Origin of the sequence: Brevibacterium sanguinis, from assembly GCF_039528855.1 — a bacterium.
Taxonomy (GTDB): Bacteria; Actinomycetota; Actinomycetes; order Actinomycetales; family Brevibacteriaceae; genus Brevibacterium; species Brevibacterium sanguinis.
On record NZ_BAAAMB010000007.1, the window covers coordinates 55,380 to 78,846 of the forward strand.

Annotated in this window: 23 protein-coding genes; 15 read left to right on the forward strand and 8 right to left on the reverse strand. The window is 69.8% G+C overall.

Annotated elements, in window-relative coordinates:
• Positions 1-19 precede the first annotated feature (19 nt).
• Both ABD154_RS08500 and ABD154_RS08505 read left to right on the forward strand, forming a co-directional pair.
• The gene (locus tag ABD154_RS08500; RefSeq protein WP_344251065.1) at positions 20-844 is read left to right on the forward strand and encodes a thioesterase family protein; all 825 of its coding nucleotides are present in this window, start codon (positions 20-22) and stop codon (positions 842-844) included.
• Positions 841-1,641, forward strand: a complete 801-nt coding sequence (locus ABD154_RS08505) for an SDR family NAD(P)-dependent oxidoreductase (protein WP_344251066.1) — start codon at positions 841-843, stop codon at positions 1,639-1,641. The genes ABD154_RS08500 and ABD154_RS08505 overlap by 4 nt, the downstream gene beginning before the upstream one ends.
• 401 nt (positions 1,642-2,042) lie before the next feature.
• On the opposite strand, the gene ABD154_RS08510 is transcribed toward ABD154_RS08505, so the two are convergent.
• Positions 2,043-3,203, reverse strand: a complete 1,161-nt coding sequence (locus ABD154_RS08510; protein ID WP_344251067.1) for an NAD-dependent formate dehydrogenase — start codon at positions 3,201-3,203, stop codon at positions 2,043-2,045.
• A gap of 102 nt (positions 3,204-3,305) precedes the next feature.
• Here ABD154_RS08510 and ABD154_RS08515 point away from each other — a divergent pair, with 102 nt between their 5' ends.
• Genes ABD154_RS08515 through ABD154_RS08525 form a run of 3 tightly spaced genes read left to right on the forward strand, consistent with a single transcriptional unit; the run spans position 3,306 to position 6,474 of the window.
• Positions 3,306-4,493, forward strand: a complete 1,188-nt coding sequence (locus ABD154_RS08515; protein ID WP_344251148.1) for an MFS transporter — start codon at positions 3,306-3,308, stop codon at positions 4,491-4,493.
• Positions 4,490-5,476: an LLM class flavin-dependent oxidoreductase gene (locus ABD154_RS08520; protein ID WP_198499862.1), complete on the forward strand. Its 987-nt coding sequence runs from the start codon at positions 4,490-4,492 to the stop codon at positions 5,474-5,476. The genes ABD154_RS08515 and ABD154_RS08520 overlap by 4 nt, the downstream gene beginning before the upstream one ends.
• On the forward strand, positions 5,473-6,474 hold the full coding sequence (locus ABD154_RS08525; protein ID WP_344251068.1) for an NADP-dependent oxidoreductase: 1,002 nt from the start codon (positions 5,473-5,475) through the stop codon (positions 6,472-6,474). Before ABD154_RS08520 ends, ABD154_RS08525 begins: the two co-directional genes overlap by 4 nt.
• A gap of 217 nt (positions 6,475-6,691) precedes the next feature.
• Here the strand turns inward: ABD154_RS08525 and amaP are convergent, their stop codons facing one another.
• The 5 genes from amaP to ABD154_RS08550 all read right to left on the reverse strand — a co-directional run bounded on the left by amaP (position 6,692) and on the right by ABD154_RS08550 (position 8,979).
• Complete coding sequence (amaP, locus tag ABD154_RS08530; protein WP_344251069.1) at positions 6,692-7,288, reverse strand: alkaline shock response membrane anchor protein AmaP; 597 nt, start codon at positions 7,286-7,288, stop codon at positions 6,692-6,694.
• The gene (locus ABD154_RS08535; protein WP_344251070.1) at positions 7,288-7,851 is read right to left on the reverse strand and encodes a DUF6286 domain-containing protein; all 564 of its coding nucleotides are present in this window, start codon (positions 7,849-7,851) and stop codon (positions 7,288-7,290) included. The genes amaP and ABD154_RS08535 overlap by 1 nt, the downstream gene beginning before the upstream one ends.
• Positions 7,848-8,216: an Asp23/Gls24 family envelope stress response protein gene (locus tag ABD154_RS08540; protein WP_344251071.1), complete on the reverse strand. Its 369-nt coding sequence runs from the start codon at positions 8,214-8,216 to the stop codon at positions 7,848-7,850. Before ABD154_RS08540 ends, ABD154_RS08535 begins: the two co-directional genes overlap by 4 nt.
• A 5-nt stretch (positions 8,217-8,221) precedes the next feature.
• Positions 8,222-8,404: a DUF2273 domain-containing protein gene (locus tag ABD154_RS08545; RefSeq protein ID WP_137824419.1), complete on the reverse strand. Its 183-nt coding sequence runs from the start codon at positions 8,402-8,404 to the stop codon at positions 8,222-8,224.
• 86 nt (positions 8,405-8,490) lie between these two features.
• Positions 8,491-8,979 (reverse strand): Asp23/Gls24 family envelope stress response protein, encoded by a 489-nt coding sequence (locus ABD154_RS08550; protein WP_137824420.1) that lies wholly within the window; start codon positions 8,977-8,979, stop codon positions 8,491-8,493.
• 329 nt (positions 8,980-9,308) lie between these two features.
• Here ABD154_RS08550 and ABD154_RS08555 point away from each other — a divergent pair, with 329 nt between their 5' ends.
• From ABD154_RS08555 to ABD154_RS08585, 7 genes are all read left to right on the forward strand, one after another.
• Positions 9,309-9,842: an RNA polymerase sigma factor gene (locus ABD154_RS08555; RefSeq protein WP_232623872.1), complete on the forward strand. Its 534-nt coding sequence runs from the start codon at positions 9,309-9,311 to the stop codon at positions 9,840-9,842.
• The gene (locus ABD154_RS08560; RefSeq protein ID WP_344251072.1) at positions 9,839-10,318 is read left to right on the forward strand and encodes an Asp23/Gls24 family envelope stress response protein; all 480 of its coding nucleotides are present in this window, start codon (positions 9,839-9,841) and stop codon (positions 10,316-10,318) included. Before ABD154_RS08555 ends, ABD154_RS08560 begins: the two co-directional genes overlap by 4 nt.
• A 4-nt stretch (positions 10,319-10,322) precedes the next feature.
• Positions 10,323-11,054, forward strand: a complete 732-nt coding sequence (locus ABD154_RS08565) for a hypothetical protein (RefSeq protein WP_344251073.1) — start codon at positions 10,323-10,325, stop codon at positions 11,052-11,054.
• A gap of 146 nt (positions 11,055-11,200) precedes the next feature.
• Positions 11,201-11,767: an orotate phosphoribosyltransferase gene (gene pyrE / locus ABD154_RS08570; RefSeq protein WP_137824424.1), complete on the forward strand. Its 567-nt coding sequence runs from the start codon at positions 11,201-11,203 to the stop codon at positions 11,765-11,767.
• A 150-nt stretch (positions 11,768-11,917) separates the two neighbouring features.
• Positions 11,918-12,790, forward strand: a complete 873-nt coding sequence (locus ABD154_RS08575) for an ABC transporter ATP-binding protein (RefSeq protein WP_211978674.1) — start codon at positions 11,918-11,920, stop codon at positions 12,788-12,790.
• Positions 12,790-14,547 (forward strand): ABC transporter permease, encoded by a 1,758-nt coding sequence (locus ABD154_RS08580; RefSeq protein ID WP_344251074.1) that lies wholly within the window; start codon positions 12,790-12,792, stop codon positions 14,545-14,547. Before ABD154_RS08575 ends, ABD154_RS08580 begins: the two co-directional genes overlap by 1 nt.
• Complete coding sequence (locus tag ABD154_RS08585) at positions 14,544-15,176, forward strand: TrmH family RNA methyltransferase (protein WP_344251075.1); 633 nt, start codon at positions 14,544-14,546, stop codon at positions 15,174-15,176. Before ABD154_RS08580 ends, ABD154_RS08585 begins: the two co-directional genes overlap by 4 nt.
• Before the next feature lie 468 nt (positions 15,177-15,644).
• Here the strand turns inward: ABD154_RS08585 and ABD154_RS08590 are convergent, their stop codons facing one another.
• Together ABD154_RS08590 and ABD154_RS08595 are read right to left on the reverse strand one after the other, a co-directional pair.
• Positions 15,645-16,790, reverse strand: coding sequence for an acyl-CoA dehydrogenase family protein (locus ABD154_RS08590; protein WP_344251076.1), 1,146 nt, complete (start codon positions 16,788-16,790; stop codon positions 15,645-15,647).
• Positions 16,791-16,817: 27 nt separating this feature from the next.
• Positions 16,818-18,011 carry an acyl-CoA dehydrogenase family protein gene (locus ABD154_RS08595; protein ID WP_344251077.1) on the reverse strand — a complete coding sequence of 398 codons (1,194 nt, stop codon included), beginning with the start codon at positions 18,009-18,011 and terminating at the stop codon, positions 16,818-16,820.
• A gap of 316 nt (positions 18,012-18,327) precedes the next feature.
• Here ABD154_RS08595 and ABD154_RS08600 point away from each other — a divergent pair, with 316 nt between their 5' ends.
• Genes ABD154_RS08600 through ABD154_RS08610 form a run of 3 tightly spaced genes read left to right on the forward strand, consistent with a single transcriptional unit; the run spans position 18,328 to position 23,455 of the window.
• Positions 18,328-20,895, forward strand: a complete 2,568-nt coding sequence (locus ABD154_RS08600) for a helix-turn-helix transcriptional regulator (protein WP_344251078.1) — start codon at positions 18,328-18,330, stop codon at positions 20,893-20,895.
• The gene (locus ABD154_RS08605) at positions 20,892-23,264 is read left to right on the forward strand and encodes an ATP-binding protein (RefSeq protein ID WP_344251079.1); all 2,373 of its coding nucleotides are present in this window, start codon (positions 20,892-20,894) and stop codon (positions 23,262-23,264) included. Before ABD154_RS08600 ends, ABD154_RS08605 begins: the two co-directional genes overlap by 4 nt.
• On the forward strand, positions 23,246-23,455 hold the full coding sequence (locus ABD154_RS08610) for a response regulator transcription factor (protein WP_344251080.1): 210 nt from the start codon (positions 23,246-23,248) through the stop codon (positions 23,453-23,455). Before ABD154_RS08605 ends, ABD154_RS08610 begins: the two co-directional genes overlap by 19 nt.
• The last annotated feature ends 12 nt before the right edge of the window (positions 23,456-23,467 follow it).

Genomic DNA, 23,467 nt, shown 5'->3' on the forward strand with positions numbered 1-23,467 from the left:
TACCGGATAGTCTGAAGCCATGCCTGACGCTCTCAACGCCCACCTCGGCCACGACGGATCACCGGTCCCCGACTCCTACTACGTGCGCCGCGGCGAGGACCGCTTCGTCTCGACCCTGCACAGCCAGGGGGCGTGGCAGCCCGGCGAGCAGCATCTCGCGCCCGCGTCGGGGCTCATCCTCGCCGAGGTCGAACGCCGCCTGCCGAGTGACAAGATCGTCTCGCGCATCAGCTACGACATCCTCGGCGTCATCCACTCCGGTGAGTTCACGATCGACGTCGACCTCGTCCGGCCGGGTCGGACGATCGAACTTGTCGAGGCGCGGATGCGCCACGGGGACCGCGTGAGCATCGCCGCCCGGGTGTGGCGGCTGCTCGGCAGCGACACCGCGGATGTGGCCGACCACGAGTGGACGCACCTGCCCGACCCGGAGTTCGTTCCCGCCGTTCCGTTCGCGCAGCGGTGGTCCGGCGGCTTCATCGCCTCCCTCGAGGGGCGACAGGCCGACGACGCCCGGCCCGGCTCTGCGCGCAGCTGGATCCGCTCGCCCTATCCCCTCGTCGACGGCGAGGTCGACCCGCCGACCGCGGCGCTCGTCAAACTCGTCGACACCGCGAACGGCCTCGCCGTCCGGGTCGACCCGGCGACGACGTTCTTCCCCAACGTCGACCTCACGATCCACCTCACACGCACCCCGGAGCCCGGCTGGGTCGGCTTCGAGACCCGCGTGGCCTTCGGTCCGACCGGGATCGGGGAGACCGCGAGCGTCCTCAGCGACGCCACCGGCCCTCTCGGCACCGCCGCCCAGTCCCTGACCGTGCGGGTGGGGCAGGGCGCGAAGTGAGCGCGAGCCCGCGTCCGAGAGCCCTCGTCACCGGCGCGAGTGCCGGGCTGGGGCGCGGGTACGCGCGGGCGCTCGCGGCGGAGCACTATGACCTCGTGCTCGTCGCCCGCACTGAGGACCGGCTGCGGGAGCTGGCGGCGCAGCTCTCGACCGCCCACGGGATCAGCGCCGAGGTGGTCGTCGCCGACCTCGCGACGGAGGCGGGCATCGCCGCGGTCGCGGAGGTCATCAGGTCCACGCGCATCGATGTCCTCATCGGCAATGCCGGCTACGGGCTGAAGGAGGGCCTCCTCGACTCCGATCCCGAGGCGCTCGCCGCTCAGGACCGGGTGCTCAGCACCGCCGTGCGCGAGCTCGCCCTGGCCGCCGTGCCGGGGATGCGGGCCCGCGGTCGCGGCGGGATCATCACGGTCTCCTCGCTCGCGGCCGTGACGACGATGGGCCAGTACGCGGCCTCGAAGGCAGCCGCCCTCGTCTTCACCGAGGCGCTCGCCGGGGAGCTGCGCGACGAGCCGGTCACGGTCACCGCCGTGCTCCCCGGTTTCGTCCGCACGGAGTTCCACGACCGCCTCGGCGCGAGGCGTCCGGGACCGGGCTGGATGTGGCTCGACATCGACGAGGTCGTCGACGTGTCCCTGCGTGACGCGCGGGCCGGAAAGGTCGTCTCAATCCCCGGAATCCACTACCGTCTTGCGGCAAATGCGGCGAGATTGGTCCCGCGCCGTCTCATCCGCTGGGGGTCGGCGGGATTCGCCTTCGATCGGCAGCGCGGCGAGGGCGGTGCGCGAGGGGCCTGAGGGAAACTTTTTCGCAAAGTTTTTTCGGCCGCACGCGGTAAGAGAAGTTGAGGGTTGAACCATCTGACCCACCGCTCTGAACTGGAAATTCGCGGAAGTTCGCGTTCAGCATTCTTGTTCAATGAGACCAAATATGTCTCAAATCATTCTTTACAACAGGCCGTGAAGTGTGGTGGAATTGTGATGTCCGCCCGGTGGGGATCGGGTGGACATAACGGACGTATGGGGATGCGTCCGGGTACTCGAGGGGAGTGCTGCGAGGACCCCGGGTTGACGCGATTACGCGCCCCGGGGTCTTTGTCATTCACGACAAACGCACGTCATGAACAAGTCGCTGACAGGTCACGAACGGGACATGACCGACCGGTTCGAACGGGCGATCAGCTGAGATCGCAACGAGGTCAGCGAAGTCCGTACGACTGGGCGCCCGTTCCGGCGAGCCCGCCGCCCTCGACGATGAGGTAGTCCTCTTCGATGGGGCGCCCCTCGAGGAAGCGCTGGAGGATGTCGAGGGTGCCGGCGGCGTACCTCGCCTGGGCCGACAGCGTCGTTCCCGAGATGTGCGGGGTCATCCCGTTCCACGGCATCGACCGCCACGGGTCGTCGGCGCCGGCCGGCTCCGGATTCCACACATCGCCGGCGTACGCGGCCAGATGCCCCGAGCGCACGGCGGCATCGACGGCGGCGGGGTCGACGAGCTCGGCCCGCCCGCAGTTGACAAGGTACGTTCCACGCCTGAGGGAGCCGAGGAGCTCCGCGTCGAAGAGATGCCGCGTCGCCGGATAGAGCGGAACCTGCAGGCTGATGATGTCCATATGCTGAGCCATCTGACCGATGTCGGGATGGAAGGTGAGGCCGAGCTCCTCCTCGAGTGCGGGGTCGAGCCGGTGCCGCTGCGAGTAGTGGAGCTGAAGTCCGAAGGGCGCGAGCCGCCTGAGCACCCCACGGCCGATCCGTCCGGCGCCGACGGCGCCGAAGGCCATCCCCTGGACGTCGTAGCCGCGGGAGACGCATTCGGCGATGTTCCATCCGCCGCTGGCCGCCGTTAAGTGCGAGGGCAGATAGTTGCGCACGAGGGCGAGGATCATCATGACGATGTGCTCGGCCACGGAGTCGGAGTTCGACCCGGTCACCTCGGCGACCGTGATGCCCGCCTCCGCCGCGGCCTCGAGGTCGACGTGATCGGACCCGATGCCCGCGGTGAGCGCGAGCCTCAGATGCGGGGCGGAGGCGATCCGCTCCCGGGTGAGGTAGGCGGGCCAGAACGGCTGCGAGATGACGATGTCGGCGCTCGGCAGGAGGCGCGCGAACTCGGAGTTCGGGCCCTCCTTGTCGCTCGTGACGACGAACTCGTGGCCGTGGGACTCGAGGTACTCGCGCAGCCCGAGCTCTCCGGAGACGCAGCCGACGAGCTGGCCGGGGACGAAGCCGAGCGGCGGCTGCGGCATCGGCGCCGGTGCGCCGTCGACGTCCCATGTCACCGCCGGGATCTCATCGCGGGCATAGGGCGGAGGGTAGCCCGACTGCGGATCGGGGTAGAGCACACAGAGGATTCTCGCCATCGAGATCAGCCCATCGCGTGAAGGTGCATTGTCAGGGAACCCTGAGTCTAAGTCCCCGGCCTGGGTATATTCTGACCGGACGGCGGGGGTTAGGGGGTGAGCATGGTCAAGGAGGCGCAGACCGCGAGGTTCGCCGTGGCCGGACTCATCATGGTCGCGCTGCTCGCCGCCGCGGCCGCCCCCTCCCCCCTCTATCCCGTCTACCAGCAGCTGTGGGGGTTCTCCGACTTCACTCTCACGGTGATCTTCGCGATCTACGTCCTCGCCCTGCTCGCGACGATGATCACGCTGGGCTCGCTCGCCGACGTCGTCGGCACCCGCTTCGTCCTCGTCGCCGGACTCCTCGTCCAGATCGCGGCGATGGTCCTCTTCATCCTCGCCGACGGCGTCGGTCCCCTCATCGTCGCCCGCCTCGTCCAGGGAGCGGCGACGGGACTGTGCACGGGGGCGGCGTCGGCGATGATCGTCGCCCACCAGCCCAGTCAGCCGGCGGGCGCCCTCGTCTCCGGCGGTTCCTCGCCGATCGGGCTCGCGCTCGGCGCCGCGCTCGCCGGTCTCCTCGTCGAGTACGCCCCGTGGCCGCGCCAGCTCGTCTACTCGGTGCTGCTCGGCACCTATGCCGCTCTGCTCATCGCCCTCATCCTCCTGCCCCGCGATCCAGTGCCGCGGCAGCCGGTGCGCCTGCGGGCCCTCGTCCCGCGGGTCGGGCTTCCCGCAGCGGTGCGCCCGCTCTTCATCCGCCGGATCCCCGCGCTGCTCGCGATCTGGGCACCGGCCGGGCTCTATCTGTCCCTCGGGGCCTCGCTCGTCCACACCACCTTCGGAGTCGACAACACCTTCGTCGTCGGGCTCACCCTGGCCGTCTTCTTCCTCCCCGCGCCGGTGGCCACGTGGCGGATGCGGGGGATGACCCCGCGGCGGCACGGACTGCTCAGCTTCGGGCTGCTCGGGCTCGGCGTCCTCTGCACCGTCGTCGCCGTCCTCGTCGACTCGCTCGCCCTCTACATCCTCGCCTCGGCGCTGGCCGGGGCCGGCTTCGGTGCGGGGTTCTCCCGGGTCATGGGGACGATCGGCCAGGCCGCTCCCGCCGCGGACCGTTCCCGCACCTTCGCGACGACATTCATCGTCGCCTACACCGCGTTCAGCGTCCCCGCCGTGCTCGCCGGCCTCGCCGCCCAGCACTTTGGCCTCGTCCCGACCTTCATCGTCTACGGCCTCTGCGAGGTCGGAGTCGTCATCATCGCCGCCGCACTCGCCGCGATGTCCCCGAAGAGAGGAGCACCATCATGACCCCGCTGTCCATCCTCGACCTCGTCCCCGTCTCCCAGGGAATGGAGACCCGCACCGCACTCGACGAATCGCTGGCCCTGGCGAAGCTCGCCGACCGCCTCGGCTACCGGCGGTACTGGTACGCCGAGCACCACAACGTGCCGACGTTCGCCTCCTCGGCGACGTCCCTGCTCATCGGGCGGGCCGCGGAGAACACGAGTCGGATCCGGCTCGGCTCCGGGGGAGTGATGCTGCCCAACCACTCCCCGCTCATGGTCGCCGAGTACTACGGCACGCTCGCCGCAATGTACGGCGACCGCTTCGACCTCGGACTCGGCCGCGCCCCGGGCACGGACCCGCGCACGGCGGCGGCGCTGCGCCGGGGGCAGGCCTCGGCGGACACCTTCGTCGAGGACGTCGTCGAACTCCAGCGCCACCTCGGCGACGGGACGGGCGAGACGACAGCACATCCCGGGCAGGGCACCCGGGTGCCGCTGTGGATCCTCGGGTCGAGCCTCGACGGGGCGACGGTCGCCGCGGCCATGGGCCTGCCCTACGTCTTCGCCTCGCACTTCGCGCCGGCCGCCCGTCACGAAGCGATCCGCCGGTACCGGGAGAACTTCTCCACCGACTACGTCACCGCGGAGCTCTCCGCGCCCTACGTCATGGCCGGGGTCAACGTCCTCGTCGCCCCCACCGACGAGGAGGCCGAGCACCTCTTCACGACCGCACAGCAGCTCGCTGCCGGCATCGGCACCGGCCGGCGCACCCCGCTCGCCCCGCCGGTCGGCGACATCCGGGAGGTCGTCGATGCCGGCGTGCTCGCCTTCATCGAGGACTTCCAGCAGGTGCGGGCCGTCGGATCCCCGCAGACCGTGGTCACCGCCTTGCAGGAGATCATCGCCGACCTCGGCGTCGACGAACTCATCATCACGACGTACACGTTCGACCCGGCGATGCGCGCGCGGTCGTTCGAACTGCTCGCCGAGGCGTGGGAGCTGTGAGCGCGGACCAACCGGTGACGGCGCGGATGGTCCGCTTCGACCGCTTCGGCGGCGACGACGTCCTCCACGTCAGCCGGCTCGGAGTCTCGGCCCCGGACGCTCTGCAGGTCAGCGTCGCCGTCGCGGCGGCCGGGGTGAATCCGGTCGACGTCCGGATCCGGTCCGGCCGGTATCCCGGAGTCGGCGAGGACCGGCTGCCGTACACGCTCGGGCGCGACGTCGCCGGCGTCGTCGTCGAGCGCGGGGCGCAAGCGGAGAAGTTCTCCGTCGGCGACGCGGTCTTCGGGATGGTCGACATGCACGGCGGCGGATACGCCGAACGGGTCGTCGTCGACCAGCATGCGCTGACGACGACACCCGCCGGCGTCGACGCCGTCCGGGCCGGGTCGATTCCGACCGCGGGCCTCACCGCGTGGCAGGGGCTCTTCCGCTACGGACGGGTCAGCGCGGGCTCGACCGTGCTCGTCCAGGGCGGCACCGGCGGGGTCGGGCACTTCGCGATCCAGTTCGCGAAGGCGGCCGGCGGCCGTGTCATCATGACGACGTCGACGCCGCACGTCGCCTTCGCCCGGGAGCTCGGCGCCGACGTCGTCATCGACTACGAGACGCAGGACCTCTCCGGCGTGACCGGCGTCGACGTCGTCCTCGATCTCGTCGGGGGTGCGGCGAGAGCGGCATCATGGGCCGTGCTCGCACCCGGCGGTGTGCTCGTGACCACGCGCGACGCGCCCTCGCAGGAGGAGGCTCGGGCCCATGGGGTGCGGGCGCTGCGCTTCACCGTCGAAGCCGACGGCGCGGAGCTCGCCGAGATCGCCGGACTCGTCGCCGCCGGGACGGTCACCCCGCACATCTCAGCGACGCACCCGCTGGAGCAGGCCGCCGCGGCGCTCGCCGACATCGAGAGCGGACACACCGTCGGGAAGGTCGTCCTCGAGGTCGACCCCGGCAGCACTGACCCCGGCAGCACCGACCCTGGCAGCGCCGAACTCGGCAGCTGAGACGACATCACCCCGACACCAGGTCCTGTGCAGGGACCCGGGTCGGGGTGATGGTGCCGTCGGCTGGACGGCGGAGGCCGCCGATCCGGCCGGCGGCGGTGGAAGTGCCGGCCGAATCGACGACCGGCTGGGGGTCCGGGACTGCTCCCGGGAATCAGACCGGCGACTGAGCGCCGTCCCACCGCCGGGGATCCGGCGGTGAGACCCGCTGACTGCGCTAGGCGAGGGTGACGCTGCGCTGCTTGCGGTTGGGTGTGCGGGCGATGCCGATCTCGAGACCGACCGCCGCCAGCGGCTCCCCGAGCGCACTGCTCGCGTTGCGGGCGACCCTGTCGGCCACCTCGGCGACGATCGCATCGATGTCGGCGCGATCGTCGACGTCGATGTGGATGACGAGCTCGGGACGACGCGCGGTGCCGCGGACGATGACCTGAGCGGAGTCGACGCCCTCGATGGTCTCGAGGTCGTCGGAGACCGCCTCGGCGATGACATTGGCCGTCACCGTGGTCAGGCCGGTGCGCGCATCCTGCTGCAGACGCAGCGGCTTCGCCGCGTCCTTGCGCGGGATCTGCAGCGACAGCCACCAGATCCCGATGATCGCGAGCACGACCGCGATGAGCACCGCGACGAGGGCCGAGAACGACCACGTGAACGGCACCGCGAGGACGCCGAGGGTGTCAGACGGTTCGAGTCCGGCGACGATCGCCGACAGGAAGCCGAAGCCTGCGGCCGCGGCACCGGCGCCGACGATGAGGCACACGAGTCCGACGATGAAGAGCAGGGTGCGATTGGCACCTGCGGCCATTCTTCTCATCACTGCCTCCTCTGGGCGTGCACGCGCACGCTCGGTTGCCTGTCGAAGCCGATCGCCGAGAGACGGTCCGTCACGGCCTGGCCGACATCGCTGCGGATCGCGGCGGTGTCGCGCACCGGGGTCGCGACGGTGACGATCGTCGACCGCGCGTTCGAGGCCGCGCGGACGCGGGAGACCCCGTCGACGGAGTCCGCGGCGGCTGCCGCGAGGTCCGAGACCGCCGAGGTCGGCAGGGCGACTTCGAACTGTTCGATGTATTCGCTCGTCGGTGCCCGGAAGCCGACGATGCGTCGGGGTCCCGGGGAGATCGCGAGGATGATGAGGATGAGTCCGATGACACCGAGGACGATGCCTGCGCCGATGACGATCGGCATCCCCCACTGGAGGGACTCGGCGCCGGAGACACCCGGCAGCGTCGTCGTCAGCGCTGCCTCGGCGCCGGACCGGGCGATGGCGGCGATGCCCGCCCACCCGAGCCCGACGGCGACGAGGAGGAAGACGACGGCGACGATGACTGATGGCACGACCCGTGCGGGACGGGCGCGCAGGAGATGAGCGCTCATGCCAGACTCCTCACTTCGCTGGGATGGCTCGCCGATTCGGGCTTGAGCCAGGTCACGTCGATGTCGACCTGCCGGACGGTCACGCCCGTGAGCGATTCCACCTCGGTGCTCAGCTGCTGCCGAACGGTTTCGGTGGTCGCCGAGATCGGCAGCGGGTAGGACAGGCCGAGCTTCACATCGAGGGTGCAGCTGCGGCCTGAGAGCGTGACGTCGACGCTCGGTCGGGTGTCGAGACTCGAGTTCCCGCCGATGCCGAGGAAGCCCGACGTCGACCCGCCGACCCCGGGGAGGCCCTTGAGGATCTCCGAGGCGGTCTTCTCGATGACTCGGTCGGCGATCGTGAGGCTACCGCGTGATGCAGCCACAGCGATCACCTCCGCGTCGTCGAACGTGAGCTCAGGGCTCCGAGGTCGAGTCGGCCGTCGAGGACCAAGCCGATCGTGAGACCGAGCCCGCCGCAGATCGCGACGACGAGGAATGCGACGAATCCTCCGAAGTACGCGACGATGCCGAGGGTGAGTCCGACAAGCAGTCCGATGAGTGTTTTCGACATGGCAGTCCTTCCGCTGCGGTCGTGATGTCCCCGGGGCGAGTGCCGGGTGGGGCCGCGCCCCGGGGCATCAGCGACGAATGGATGTGTCAGGAGAGTTCGTTGGTGCTGTCGCTCTTCTTCTGATCGTCATCGTTGTCGTCATCGGGGAGGTGGACATCGGTGACGTCGATGTTGACCTCGACGACCTGGAGTCCGGTGCCCTGCTCGACGGCGCGGATGACGTTGCGACGGATCGCCTCGGCGACATCGACGATCGACGTGCCGTACTCGACGACGATCGTCAGGTCGATCGCGGTCTGCTTCTCGCCCTTCTCGACGGAGACTCCGCCGGAGACGTTCGTCTGCGAGCCGGGGATCCGATCGGTGAGGGTGTCGAAGGCGCGGCGTGCGGCATTGCCCATGCCGAAGACGCCGGGGACCTCGCGAGCCGCGATGCCGGCAAGCTTGGCGACGACGTTCTCAGCGATCGTCGTGTTGCCCTTGTCGGTGACGAGGGGGCTGTTGATGTCCTGGCCAGCGTTCGCAGTCGACGCCGAGGTGGTGGAGGAAGTGGAGGAATCGGTGTTGGCAGGCATGATCGTTCATTCCCTTTCGTGTCGGATGTGCTGACATAGGTACAGACGGGGCTGTTCGGAGATCCTCACGCAGGTTGGTGAAATTTCTTTCGCCGGATTTCTCGGCCGCCCGGTGCGGGGTGGGTCGGAGGCGAGGTCGGCTACCGCCGGACGGCCCGGGTGGGACGGCCGATGACCGGGCCGGAGACAGGACCTGCGAGTGCGTCCGACGCGGCCCGAAAGTCTCGATCTGATGAACTTCGCGGCAACTATCCGACAAGGAGTGTTCCCATCGGCTCCTCTCGCCTATCATCAGGAGCATGGCAAGAGGAGATGATCGATTGGACATCGTGACACTCGTCGTGCGGGCGCGTGAAGGCGATGTCGATGCCTTCGCCTCCCTCGTCGATCGGTATGAGACGAAGCTGCTGCGGTTCTGCATGCGCACCCTCGGTGACCGGCAGGACGCCGAGGACGTCGTGCAGGACACGTTCGTCCAGGCCTGGAAGTCGCTCAACGCACTCGCCTCGCCCGAAGCCTTCGGGACCTGGCTCTACCGCATGGCCTCGAACCGGTGCACCGATGTCCTCCGCAAGCGCGTCAGCCGCCCGTCCGACCCGTTCGACCCCGAGGACTTCGGCGCGCACGCCGACGATCGCGCCTCGGTCGAGAAGCGCGTCGAGGCCCGCAGTGCGCTCGAGCGGTTCGCCCAGGTGTTCTCGACGCTGTCGTCGGAGCAGCGGGTGACGTGGGTGCTCTGCCAGATGGAGGGCCTGAGCTACGCTGAGGTCGCTGACACCTTGGGCATCACGGAAGGCAGCGTGCGCGGTCGCATCCACCGCGCCCGGGCCGCCATCGTCGAAGGGATGAAGGGATGGACATGAGTGATGATCGCCGGCGCGCCGATGGTGAGCGCGCCGCACCTGACCTCGACGCGCAGCTGCGCGACGTCATCGACGATTACATGGGTCATTTCGTTCCCGACCCGGAACAGACCGCGGGCATCCGCGAGCGCATCCTCCACCTCGTCCGCAACGACCTCTACCGGGGGCCGTCGACGAAGTTGCGCACCGATGAGGGGCATGAATACTCGATCGCGTCGACGGCTGTGCGCGCGATCGTCCGCGACGCCGTCGACACGGTCGACGGCATCCGCTCCCGCAGTGTGAGGATCGTGTCCGCCGGGGAGCCCAACGGCAGTGCCGCCGAGGTGGCGCTGACCGTGACGATGCGCGCGGACATCCATTTCGTCACGTCAGCAGACGAGATCAGGACCGCTGTCTCCGAGGCGCTCGTGCGCGAGCTCGGGGTGCCCGCTTCCCGGATCGATATCGAAGTCGAGGATGCCTATGTCGAATGAGCCCATGTCGCCCGAGAACAAGCGCGAGACCGAAGCCGAGGCCCCCACGCCGCTCGAGGTCAGCCACGAGTCGGTCCTCGAACCCGAACTCGTCCACGAGGATCAGCCCTCTGCCCCGCTGCCGGCCGCACATTCGTCTGCCGCGACAACGTCGACCGGTGCCGCGGCGAGGTCGACTGATGCCTCGGCGAAGTCGACCGGCGCCACGGCGAAGTCAGGCGCCACGGCGAAGTCAGGCGCCGCAGCGAAGTCAGGCGCCGCAGCCGACTCGGGGCGTGTGAAGAAGGACGCGACAACCGCGCCGTCCGGCACGGGCCGCGCGGCCGGCAGCCGCGGGACCACTGACGCCGACGGGGCAACTGCCCTGACCGGGGACTCGGCTGTCGACAGTGCCGCGGCCGACGAATCGGTTGAGGTGGTCAGCCCGCTTACCCACACCGCGCAGGAGCTGTCACGCTCGGTCTCCCACATTCCCGGCGTCGCCTCGCTGGCTCCGGGCATGAAGGACCTCGTCGTCAGCGCGACGGCGAAGGTGCTGCGGCGTGCCGGCGGTGAGCCGACCGGCATCGACCTCACGCAGTCCGACGACGGGTACCGGGTGCGCATCGACGCCCACTTCGACGACTCGCGGTCCGTGGCCGCCGTCGTCGACGACATCTTCGCCGCCGTCGACCGTGAGGTCGGCGAACCGGTCGAGATCGACCTCCGCGTCATCAGCCGCGGCGCGGCGAGCTGAGCTGTTGACTGCGCGGCCGCGGGGAACTGAGCCACCTCGGTGAACGTCGGCCGCGGCGAGCTGAGCCACCTCGGTGAAGCCTGACCGCGGTGGACGGTGCCACCCTGCCGCCGCCTCGGCGTGCCATCACCGCCTAGACTGAGGGCATGACCGACAGCGCTGACTCCCGCCGCCAACTCCTCGACCTCATCGACGAACTCGCCGTCGTCCGCGGTCGGGTCACCCTCTCCTCGGGCCGCGAGGCCGACTACTACCTCGATCTGCGCCGGGTCACCCTCGACCACCGCTCGGCCCCGCTCATCGGCGACGTCGTCCTCGACCTCCTCGAGGCTGAGGGCCTGCTCGACTCCATCGACGCCGTGGGCGGACTGACGATGGGGGCCGATCCCGTCGGCACCGCCGTCATGCACCGCTCCGTCGTCCGCGGCACCCCCGTCGACTCGTTCGTCGTCCGCAAGGAGGCGAAGAAGCACGGGATGTCCCGTCGCGTCGAGGGTCCCGATGTCGCCGGCAAGCGCGTCATCGCCGTCGAGGACACCTCGACGACGGGCGGTTCCGTGCTCACCGCGGTCGAGGCGCTCAAGGAGGCCGGCGCCGAGGTGGTCGCCGTGGCCGTCGTCATGGACCGTGACACGGGGGCGAAGGAGAAGGTCGAAGCCACCGGGATCCCCTATCTCACAGCTCTGACGACGAAGGACCTCGGGCTCGACTGAGCTCGCGACCACCAGCTGGGACTCGACTGTCAATTCCGTTGAAATCCCGGACCTGGTTTGAATCGCCCTGCGCGATTCACCACGATAGATGAGAAACTCTCAAGGGCCGTGGCTGCAAACGGCGCCCGTTGGACAACGTAAGGATCGCGTGTGCTCACACTGAAAGGGATTTCCCTGCGCAAGGGGAAGCGGACATATCTGGATGAGGTGAGCTTCACCGCCGAGCCGGGTCGGATCACCGCCGTCGTCGGAACCCGATCGGCAGGCCGCACCGAACTCGTGCGCGTCATCATGGGCCTCATCACCGCTGATGAGGGCACTGTCGAACTCGAGGGCTACGAACTCGACTTCGGCGACCGGCAGAACTTCGGTTACCTGCCCGGTGAGCGCGGCGGCTACCCGAACATGCGCGTCATCGATCAGATCGTCTACCTCGCGCGCCTCCACGGCATCACCCTCGGCGCTGCCGAGCGCAATGCCCTGACCCTGCTCGGCCGGCTCGAACTCGCCGACCGCGGCTACGCCCCGCTGAAGAACCTCAGCGGCGCCGAGATCGCCCGCGTCGACATCGCAGCGACCCTGGCCGCCGACCCCGACGTCGTCGTCATCGACGACGCGTTCAACGGCCTCGATACGAAGTCGACCGAACTCGTCATGTCCCTGCTGCGGGCCCATGCCGCCTCGGGCGTGCCCGTCATCCTCGCCACCGATGACTGGGAGGCCGCGGAGAAGTTCGCCGACGACATCGTCGTGCTCAGCCAGGGCAAGGTCACCGCCGCCGGCAGCGTCGACGACCTCCTCGGCGAGCACCGCTACGAGGTCGCCCTCGCCGACGCCGAGGCGGCCGCGACGTCGTTGCGGGGACGCGCGGGGATCACGGAGATCGAGGTCATCGACACCGTCATCCGCTTCCGCAGCGACGATCCCGGCTCCGCTGCCGCGTCGGTGGCGACGCTGCGCAAGGTGGAGCGCTTCGAGCGGGTGCGCCCGACGTTGGCCGAGCAGTTCAAGGAGACTTTGTGATGGCACGCAAGGACGATGCGCGGGACGAGCAGACGCCCGACGACGACGCGACGAAGACGACGACGTCGAAGGGCACTGCCCCGACGAGCCTCGACGACCTCGGCGGAGTGACCGGCGGAGTCTCGACGGCGGGGAAGTCGGGTGCGGGGAAGGCCAGCGCCGCGAAGACCGGCGCCGGAAAGACTGCCGGCGGGAAGACTGCGGCCGGGAAAGACGGTGCCGGAAAGGCCGCTTCGGCGGACGCGGACGACCGCCTCGGCGAGGATTCCGCGGATTCGACGCTCGGTCTCGACGAGGTTCCCTACGAACTCGCCGAAGACACCCCGGACCCCGAGGATCTGCCTGAGACGGGACTCGTCTCGGAGTTCGTCGACGTCGGCAAGCGCCAGGCTTCGTGGCTCGTGTCGAACCGGGAGAGTTCGACGACGATGCGCAGTCCGTTTTTCCTCGTCACCGTCGCCGTCGTCGTCCTCGGCATCGTCGCGGTGATCGTCAGCGGGATCGTCCGCGACGCCCAGGCGAACTCGGGCACCCCGAGCATGGCGATGGTCGGCGTCGGCGAGCAGGCCGCGATGTACGAGCAGCAGCTCGGCGTCTCGATCACCGATGCTCCCGATGCGCAGGCGGCCGAGCAGCTCGTCCGCGACGGCACAGTCGACGCTGCGTTCATCCAGGACCCCTCGGGCCAGTCGCAGCCGACGATCATCGCCCTCGACAAGCAGCCCACGGCGCTTCTCGAGCGGCTCGCCCCGCAGACCGAGGCGACGCTGCTGCAGACCCCGGCCGTGCCCGAGGACGTGGCGGTCCCGCTGCTGTGGGGCATGGTCGTGTTCTCACTCCTCGTCATCGCCACGCTCGGCACCGCGCTCTACCAGAACCTCCGGCTCGAGAAGCGCAACCGGATCACGGAGATCATCGCCGCGACGATTCCACCGCGCGCCGCCGCCTCGGGGCGGGTGACGGGCATGCTCACGCTCGTCGTCATCCATCTTCTCGTGGCCGCCGTCGTCCTCGAGCTCGGTCTCTCGATCTCGGGTCAGACCTCGCTCGCGTTCGCGATGCTGCCGGGGCTCGGCTGGTTCGCGCTCACCCTGTTCTTCACCGCCTGGACGATCTTCGCCCTCCTCGTGTGGGCCTCGACGATCACCGGTGACAAGGCGCGCAAGACGATGGTCGCGATCATCGGCGTGCTCACCGTCGGCGGTGCGATGGCCCCGGTCATCGTCGGTGCCTCGGGAACGGTCGGCCGAGTGCTCGGCTGGGCTCCGTTCACCTCGCCGATCGGCATCGCCGACCGCTACTTCGCCGCCCAGCCGGAATGGTGGGAAGGTCTCGTGGCCGCCGCCATCGCCGCGGTGCTCGCCTTCATCATCCACGCGCTCGCCGGTGGCGCCTACGTCCGGTCGGTGCTCGCCGGCGGCGGGCGCGGCGGCAAGACCGTGAAGATGAGCAAGCGGGCCAAGAAGGTCGCTGCGGCCAAGGACGCCGATGCGAAGGGCACGGATTCGAAGGATGCGGATTCTAAGAAGTCTGACTCGAAGGACACTGTCTCGAAGAAGTCGGACGCCGACGACAGTGACGCGGACGCGTCCGACGAGGTGACGGTCGAGGAGTCCGAGACCGTCATAACCTCGGCGAAGGGGACCGCGTCTGCGAAGTCCGCCGCCGCATCGAAGGGGACGACCTCGGCGAAGGGGACCAAGGCAACCGGCGCAGGGAACCCCGCGAAGGATGCCGACAGCGACGACGCGAAGTGACCGACGGTCACGAATCACAGCAGGTGGGGGTCGGTCCGTGGACCGGCCCCTGGCCTGTCGGCGAGCACTACGATCCGGAGCTGCTCGCCGAGGGTGACCGGCGCAACGTCGTCGACAAGTACCGCTACTGGCGGCACGACGCAATCGTCGCCGACCTCGACACGGTACGGCACGGATTCCACGTCGGCGTCGAGAACTGGCAGCACGACCTCAACATCGGGTCGGTCGTGCGCACGGCGAACGCCTTCAACGCCGCCGCCGTCCACATCGTCGGGCGTCGGCGCTGGAATCGGCGCGGAGCGATGGTCACCGACAAATACCAGCACGTCATCCACCATCCGAGCGTCGACGACCTGCTCCAGTGGTGCACCGACAACGACGTGCCGCTCATCGGGGTCGACAACTTCCCGGACTCGGTGCCGCTGGAGACCTACGACCTCCCGGAGCGCTGCCTCCTCCTCTTCGGTCAGGAGGGGCCGGGCCTGAGCGAGGAGGCGCACCGGGCGAGCTCGGCGGTGCTCTCGATCGCGCAGTACGGATCGACGCGGTCGATGAATGCCGCCGCAGCGGCCGCGATCACGATGCACGCGTGGGTGCGCCGCCACGTCTTCGACCAGCCCGTCGGGTAGGGCGACCGCCCGGATTGCGCGGAAGGTTGAGGGTGGAATCGGCATCGAATTCGCCATAGGCGCGGCGCACATTCACCTCGGAGGCGGCGCGGAATCGTCCCAGCCGGATTGCGCGTTGCGGACATGCCTCAACCGGCTCGCCGCGTTTGTGGTCACAGAACCGAGGCGAATCGCTCGATTCGACTCCATTTCCTCGGTTCTGTGACCACAAACGGGGTCGGCGGAGGCGGTGAGCGGTCAGCCCCGACTCGCCGGCCCGGCGAGGCTCCCGCTCGAACGCCGGGCCGGCGGGCGCGTCGTTCAGTCCCAGCCCGAGCCAGAACACAAGACGGCACCCGAACACGCGACGGCGCCGGGAGACTCAGATGGTCTCCCGGCGCCGTCGTGCTGTCGAACCTCTGCGAGCCGGGCCGGACCGCCCGCCGAGCCCAGCCCGGTCAGGACAGATCTGCGGCCCGACCCGCCCGATCAGGACAGGTCTGCGGCGTGGGGCTCGATGAGCCCGCCGATCTGTGCGAGCTCCGCCGTGAGCGAATCCGCGTCGTCGAACGTCCGCGAGATCACCGTGAGGCGCTTCGCGTAGTGCCCGATCGGGTACTCCATCGTCATGCCGATGCCGCCGTGCATCTGGATCGACTCCTGCGCGACGTGCCGCGAGGTCGAATCGATGACGATCTTCGCCGCGATGACGTCGCGGTGCCGATCCTTCTCCGCGCCCTCGCCCTCGGCGGTGACCGCGAGGCGGGCGAAGAGCGCCATGCTGCGGGCGTACTCGAGATCCGCGTAGAGGTCGGCGGCCCGGTGCTGGAGGGCCTGGTTCGCGCCGATCGGCGCCCCGAACTGCTCGCGCGTCTTGAGGTATTCGGCCGTCATCGTCAGCGAGGCCTCCATCGCGCCGACGGCCTCAGCCATGATCGCGGCGTTGCCGAGGTCGAAGACCTCGTCGAGCACGGCACGGGCATCGGCCGCGTTGAGGCGCTGTGCCGGAGTGTCGGCGAAGCGCACGCTCGCACTGCCGAGGCCATCGGCCTGGCGGTGGGCGACGCGGGTGAGCCCCGCGGCGTCGGCGGCGACGAGGAAGAGCCCGAGCTCCCCGTTCTCGACGGCGGTGACGATGAAGTGGTCGGCGACGTCGCCGCCGAGCACGCCGTTCTTCTCACCCGAGAGGGTGACGCCGTCACCGGCCGCTGTCGCCGTCGTCGTCGGCTGCGCCAGAGCGTAGCGCTGTCCCGGTTCGAGGGCCGCGACGGCGAGGAAGGTCTCCCCTTCGGCGACGCCGGGCAGGATCGCCTGCTTCTGCTCCTCGCTGCCGGCGAGCAGCACGGCGTTCGCGCCGAGGACGGCAGTGGCGACGAAGGGCTCGAGCACGAGCGCCCGACCGAACGCCTCGAGGACGACAGCCACCTCGGCGAAGGTCATCTCCGCTCCGCCGTAGGATTCGGGGATCGTCAGACCGGTCAGACCCATCTCCGCGAACTGCTGCCACTTCTCACGCGAGATGCCCTCGTCGCTGGCAAGAATGGCTTCGCGGGCGGCCGTGTCGTACTCGGTGCGCAGATACTTCCCCAGCGTGCTGGCGAGTTCCTGCTGAATGTCGTTGAGTTCAAGATCCATCTGTGTTCGTACCTTTCAGTGACCGAGTCAGAGACCGAGCAGGGCCTTCGAGATGATTCCCCGCTGCACCTCGGACGAACCGCCGTAGATGGTGACCTTGCGGGTGTTGAAGTAGGCGGGCAGCGCGTCGACGGCGCCGAGCGGCAGGTCGGTCAGACCGTCGCCCTGGACGCGGTCGGTGACGAAGTCGAGTCCCTGCGGACCGAGCACGTCGACGAGGATCTCACTGATGTCCTCCTGGAGCTGCGAGCCCTTGAGCTTGAGGACCGAGGAGCGCGGATCCGGCTTCTCGGATCCGGCGGCCTGCGTCGACAGGATGCGCAGCTGCGTCATCTCGAGGGCCGTGAGTTCGGCCTCCAGCCTCGTCAGGCGCGCCGAGAACAGAGGATCGTCGAGCAGCGTGCCGGTCGCCGTCTTCGTCACCGCGGCGTAGGCCTTGGCGCGGGCGAGGTTGACCTTCGAGGCGCCGATGCGCGCGATGCCGGTGCGCTCGTTGCCGAGGAGGAACTTCGCGTACGTCCAGCCCTTGTTCTCCTCGCCGACGAGGTTCTCCACGGGCACCTCGACGTTGTCGAAGAAGACCTCGTTGACCTCGTGGCCGCCGTCGATGAGCTGGATCGGGCGCACGGTCACGCCGGGGGACTTCATGTCGATGAGGAGGAACGAGATGCCCGCCTGCTTCTTGACGTCGGGGTCGGTGCGCACGAGCATGAAGATCCAGTCACCGTACTGGCCCAGGGTCGTCCACGTCTTCTGACCGTTGACGATGTACTTGTCACCCGACTTCACCGCCGAGGTGGTCAGGGAGGCGAGGTCGGACCCGGCGTTGGGCTCGGAGAAGCCCTGCGACCACCAGATGTCGAGGTTCGCCGTGGCGGGGAGGAACCGCTCCTTGAGCTCCTGCGACCCGAAGGTCGCGATGACCGGACCGACCATCGAGACGTTGAACGGCAGGGGCGCGGGCACGCTCGCCAGCTGCATCTCCTCGAGCCAGATGTGGCGCTGCACAGGTGTCCAGTCCTGGCCGCCCCACTCGACGGGCCAGTGGGGCACCGCATAGCCGTTCGCATTGAGGATGCGCTGCGAGGCGACCATGTCGTCCTTGGTCAGCTCCTGCCCGGTGGCGACCTTGAAGCGCAGCTCTTCGGGGATCTCCGTGCGGTAGAACTGACGCATCTGCTGCGCGAATTCGCGCTCTTCTGCGCTCAGAAGGGTGTCCATGAAAGCTCCTGATAGATCGTTCAGTAAGTTAGCTCCCATAGTACGGTCGCGTGAGGTCACTCACAAGTGGAGCGGCCCGCCCCGATGCCCGGGATGCGGGAAGCTCATTGCGTGCCATGGCATATGCGGTTATTGTGTCCCCACATCCCCAGCTTCGCGGTCGTCGACGGTCCACCCCACCGCAGACACCTGACCTGGAATCACGGCCACCCATGCCGCCGATGCCGAGTCGATCGCGAGGTACCCGGCCGAGAGCTGCGTCGGGCGAGCGAGAACTCGTCGGACCAGCGGATCGGTGACATCGAAAGAAGCGCGAATGTCGGTAACCGTCCCCTCACCCCAGGGCCGTGCATTCGGGTACGCCGACGAAGTCTCCGCACTTCGCCAGACCCTGGCCGATCCCGACCGCAGCGGGTGCCTCATCATCGGACCCGCCGGCAGCGGACGGACGACCGTGATGAATCGCGCTCTCGACCAGCTCGACCGGGACGCCGCGATCTTCCGCCTGCGCGGATCCGAGCTGCTGCGCGACCGCGCGCTCGGCATCCTCGAGATCCTCCTGTCGCGGGAGGGCGTCAATCGGGACATCGGACCGGGTGCCGCGCTCTCGGTCGTCTCCCGCGTCGTCGGCCGCAGCCCCGGGGTGCCGATCGTCCAGCTCGACAACGCCAACCTCGTCGACGTCGAGTCGATCTCCGTGCTCTGCCAGCTCGCCGACGCCCACCGCATCCGCCTCGTCGTCGGTGCCGAGTCGATCCGCCCGCCCGTCGATCTCATCGCGACGCTGTGGCTGGGCGGGTCGATGGTGCGCATCGACCTCGACGGCCTCGACGAGGGGGCGATCGCCGCCCTCCTCGAATCGCCCGGGGCGATCGACCGGTCGACCACCGAGGTGCTGCAGGACACCGGCGGCAATCCGCGGCTGGTCAACCAGCTCGTCTTCGGCCTCGACCAGACGCGGGCGCACGAGCGCATCCTGTGGAACATCCCGAGCGAGCTGCGGCCGATCCTCGAGATCATCGCGATGGTCGACGCGGCCCCCTACGAAGCCCTCGCCGAGCTCTGCTCGGCCGATGAGCTCGACGATCTCGCCGACAAGGGACTCGTGACGATGGACCGCGGACGCGGGTCCGGGGTGCGCCTGTCGGAGCGCGTCATCGCCGAGACGCTCAAAGCCCATGTCATGCCCGCCCACAGCCTCAGCCTCTACAAGGTCTACGAGTCCGTCGTCGACGTCGCCGCGCTGGCCGGCCGCGCGCTCTTCGGCTACCTGCGCTGGGGGCTCTCCCTCGGCTTCGGCCAGGCGGAGGACACGGTCTTCACCGCGGTCGGTGCCGCGAACACGGAGGGCCGGTACTCCGACGCCGCCGAGCTCATCACCGCCTCCCGGTGGCAGACGAGCCGCATCCTCCTCGAACTCGTCCGCGCCGACAAGGAGCGCGGCAACGTCGACGAGGGGCGTCGGACCTTCGACCGCCTCGTCGCCCGGCTCGCCGACGGCAGCCCCGACGGGGCGAGCACGCGGGGGGAGGACGTCACCGGCTCCGACGCCGATGACGCGAGCTACCTGTCGCGCCTGGCCTGCATGGACATCCGGCTGACCGATCCCCGGACGCCGGAGGACCTCGTCGTGCAGTGGGCGCGCGAGAGGCTGACGAGTCCCGCCGACACCGGCCGCCTCGACGTCACCCGGGCCCGGTACGAACAGCGGGGAGGCCGCTTCGAGGAGGGGATGCGGCTCGCCGAGGCGGTGTACCGCGATCACGCGTGCCTGACCCGACACCGCCTGCGGGCCTGCGCGATCATCGGCATCGGGCAGGTCACGAGGGGGCAGGTCGACCTCGGCCTGCGCTACATCGACCAGGCCGAGCTGATGTTCGGCCTCGCCGGGCTGACGAGCTACGAGGTCGAGGACGCCGCCCCGCAGATCTTCGTCGCGCGGTACCTCGCCGGGGATTGGGCCGGTGCCCGCCGCTCGGTTCGGCAGGCGCGGACCGGGGACCGGATGATCGACTTCGCCGGCGCCCTCGTCGATGCGCGCACCGGCCACCCCGCCCGTGCGCAGTCGACCCTGCACACGCTGCTCAGCCATTTCCAGGAGACCGACCTCATCGACATCACGCGGGTCGGCCACGCCGCCAAGCGCTACGTCGACGCCCAGCTCGGTCGCCTGTCGAACCCCGACGCCCTCCTCGAGTCCACCTCGGTCGAGACCCGTCCCGACCAGTACTCGTGGTGGTCGGAGTTCGAGGCGCGGCTCTTCGACCTCCAGGCCCTCGCCGTCACCCGCCCCGACCCCGCGGCGGCCCGCCTGCACGCCCTCGGAGTCGAGGCCGCGGAGATCGGGGCGACGACGATGGCCGCCGGGGCGCTCATGGAGGCCGCCCGGCTCGGCCATGAGACGGCCGCCCATGCGCTCGCCGAGGTGGCCGACCGCATCGACGGCGGCATCGGCGACCTCGCCCGGGCGACGGCCGAGGGGATCGGCGGCAGCGATCCCTCCGCCCTGCTCGACGCCGCCCGCCTCGCCCTCGAGTTCGGCGCCGTCGTCGCGTGCGCCGAACTGGCCAAGCGCGCCCAGAAGCGGGCCGTCGAGGACGGCGACCGCACGGCGGCGCGGGAGGCGCGCATCCTCATCGGCAACAGCACCCGCACCGTGCGCTTCTCCACTCCGGGCCCCAAGCTCCATGCCGTGCTCACCGAGTTCGAGCGCAAGCTCGTCGACGGCGTCATGGCCGGACGCAGCAGCCACGACCTCGGCGAGCTCCACCATCTCTCCGCCCGGACGATCGAATGGCACCTCACCCGCATCTACCGCCGACTGCAGGTGGCCAACCGCCGTGAACTGCGCGACGTCGTCGCCGCGTGGGGGGATGATCCGTGAGCGACGTCGTCGACACTGCGATCTTCGGCCGTGATCGCGCACTCGCCGAGATCGACGCCGCCCTGCGCGGCACTGAGGTCTCCGGGGTCGTCATCGAGGGCGAGCACGGAATGGGCAAGTCCCGGATCGCCGCGCGGGTGCACGCCGACCGCGGCGGGCAGGAGACCTGGATCCGCGGTGACCGGGTGCTCGAGGCGGTGCCGTTCGGGGCCTTCGGGCTCCTCGTCGACCTCGACGGCGAACCCGAGACGGTCCTCGCCCGCGTCGTCGCAGCGCTGACGGAGGGGCCCGGCACTCCCGTCGTCTTCGCCGACGACGCCCACTGCCTCGACGAGAGCAGCCTCTCGGCACTGTGGCAGCTCGCCAGCGACGGGGAGATCAAGGTCGTCGCGACGATGACCCCGACCGTCGACGGCCGGACCGGGTCGTTCGGCGAACTCGTCGCCGACGGGGTCGTCCACCACATCCTCCTCGAACCGCTCACCCTCGACGATGTCTCCGCGATGCTCGAGCACCACCTCGGCGGGATCGTCTCCCACGGCGCCCTCGACGTCGCCGCCTTCCAGTCCTCGGGAGTCCCGGGCCTCATCATCGAACTGCTCCGCTACGCCCGCCGGCGCCGCCGTCTGGTCCTCCAGCGCGGAGTGTGGCTGCTCGACGGCCTCGACATCGACTACGATCAGCGGGCCCGCGACCTCGTCAGCAGCGATCTCTCCCGGTACACCGACGAGCAGCGCGAAGCGCTCGAACTCGTCGTCCTCGCCGGTGAGGTCGAGGTCGAGCTCATGCTCGCCGCGGGACTCGGGGAAGCCGCCGACTCGCTCGTCGCCGCCGGTGTCCTCGACCTCGGCGGTCGCGGCCGACCGATCTACACGTGCATCGAGAGCTACTCGACGGAGACCGTGCGGAACACGGTCCCCGTGGGACGCAGCCGGCAGATGTTCGCCCTCGTCGAATCCCACCCCGGCACCCCGTCGAAGCGGGCGCGGATGCTGCGTGCGGACTGGGCGCTCAGCTGCGGGGCGAAGGTCTCGGTCGCCGATTCCGTCGAGGCCGCCCGCGTCGCCGCCGGCATGGGGGAGTGGCAGCGGGCGCTGCGGATCCTCGCCGAGGTGCCCTCCGAGGTCATGGACGCCCCCGCGCTCTTCGACCTCGGCACCCTCTACTGCGACGTCAACCTCATCCCCGTCGGCTGCGACGTCCTCGCCCAGGCGATCCGGAAGACCGACGACCCGTTCCTCGTCGTCGAAGCCTTCGTCGTCTGGGTGCTCCGGGACGTCGAGCGCATCTCCCCGCCGCTGTCGGGGGCCGACTTCGTCGCCGCCCTCGACCGGATCCAGGCCGAGGCCGCCGCCGCGGGGCGCCTCGACGACGCCGTCGACGCCATCGACCTCGCCCGCGCGACCCTCGAGCGGGTCAGCGAGAGCTCGTGGGAGGGTCTGCCCGGCGACGACGGCTCGGTGCTCACCTGGCTCGGCGCCGAGGGCATCCCCGAGACCCTGCGGGTGGCGATCACCATGGTCGTCGCCGCCAAGGAGCTCGAACGCGGTCACGGGAACGTCGTCGGCGACCTCCTCGACCGGATCGAGGGCGTCTCGGAGAACATCGGCTCGGGCACGATCATCCTCGACCTCGCGCGCTCGTGGGCCCACCTGCAGAGCGGGGACCGGGAGGCTGCCGCCGCCGTGCTCGCCGTGCCCCGCAGCACCGACCTCGCGTATCGGGCGGCGGGCAGCGGCGCGCGCGACCTCATCGTCACCCGGCTCCACGCCGAGGCGGGACGCTGGGACCGGGCGTTCCGCCGGGCCTGCGCCGCCGCCGAGGCGATCGAGTACTGGCAGCAGTACGAGTTCGCCGCGCTCGCCCTCGCCCAGGCCCAGTACGCCGCGATGATGGTCGGCAACGCCGAGGCCGCCGATGACTTCGACGCCCGCTACCTCGACCTGCCGCCGGGTGCCGCCTACGTCGAGTCCCGTCGCGCGCAGATCCTCCGGCTCGTCGTCCGCGCCAAGCTCACCGGCCGGCAGCGGTATCGCGAGGAGCTCGATGCGGCGCTGCTGGCCGTCGAGGAGCGCGGGGCGCTCGCGGCCGCCGCCTGCGCGCGGATCGAGATCTTCGTCCACTTCGGGGACTACGACGTCGAGGCGATGTGCCGACTGGCCGCGTCCCTCGACGGCGGTGATCGCGACGGGCGCCTCCTCGGCGAGCTCGGCGCCGCCCTGTGCGCCGAGGACGCCGAGGCCTCGTCGCCTTCGCTCAGCGGCTGTCGCCGCAGCTGCCCGCGCTCGTCGACCGCTGCCTCACCCACGCCGAGTCCTGGGCGGAGAGCCCGCCGCCCCACCGCCACCGCGTGCACGACGTCGAGCTGACGAGTCGCGAGCAGCAGATCTCCCGCCTCATCATCGCGGGCCTGACGAACGCCGAGATCGCCGACGAGCTCGGAGTCGCCGTGCGCACCGTCGAAGGCCACACCTACCGGCTGTACCGCAAGCTCGACATCACCTCCCGGTCCGAGGTCGCCGAGGCGATCACACGACTGCGCAATGACGCACCCGCGTGAGCGGCCGCCGTC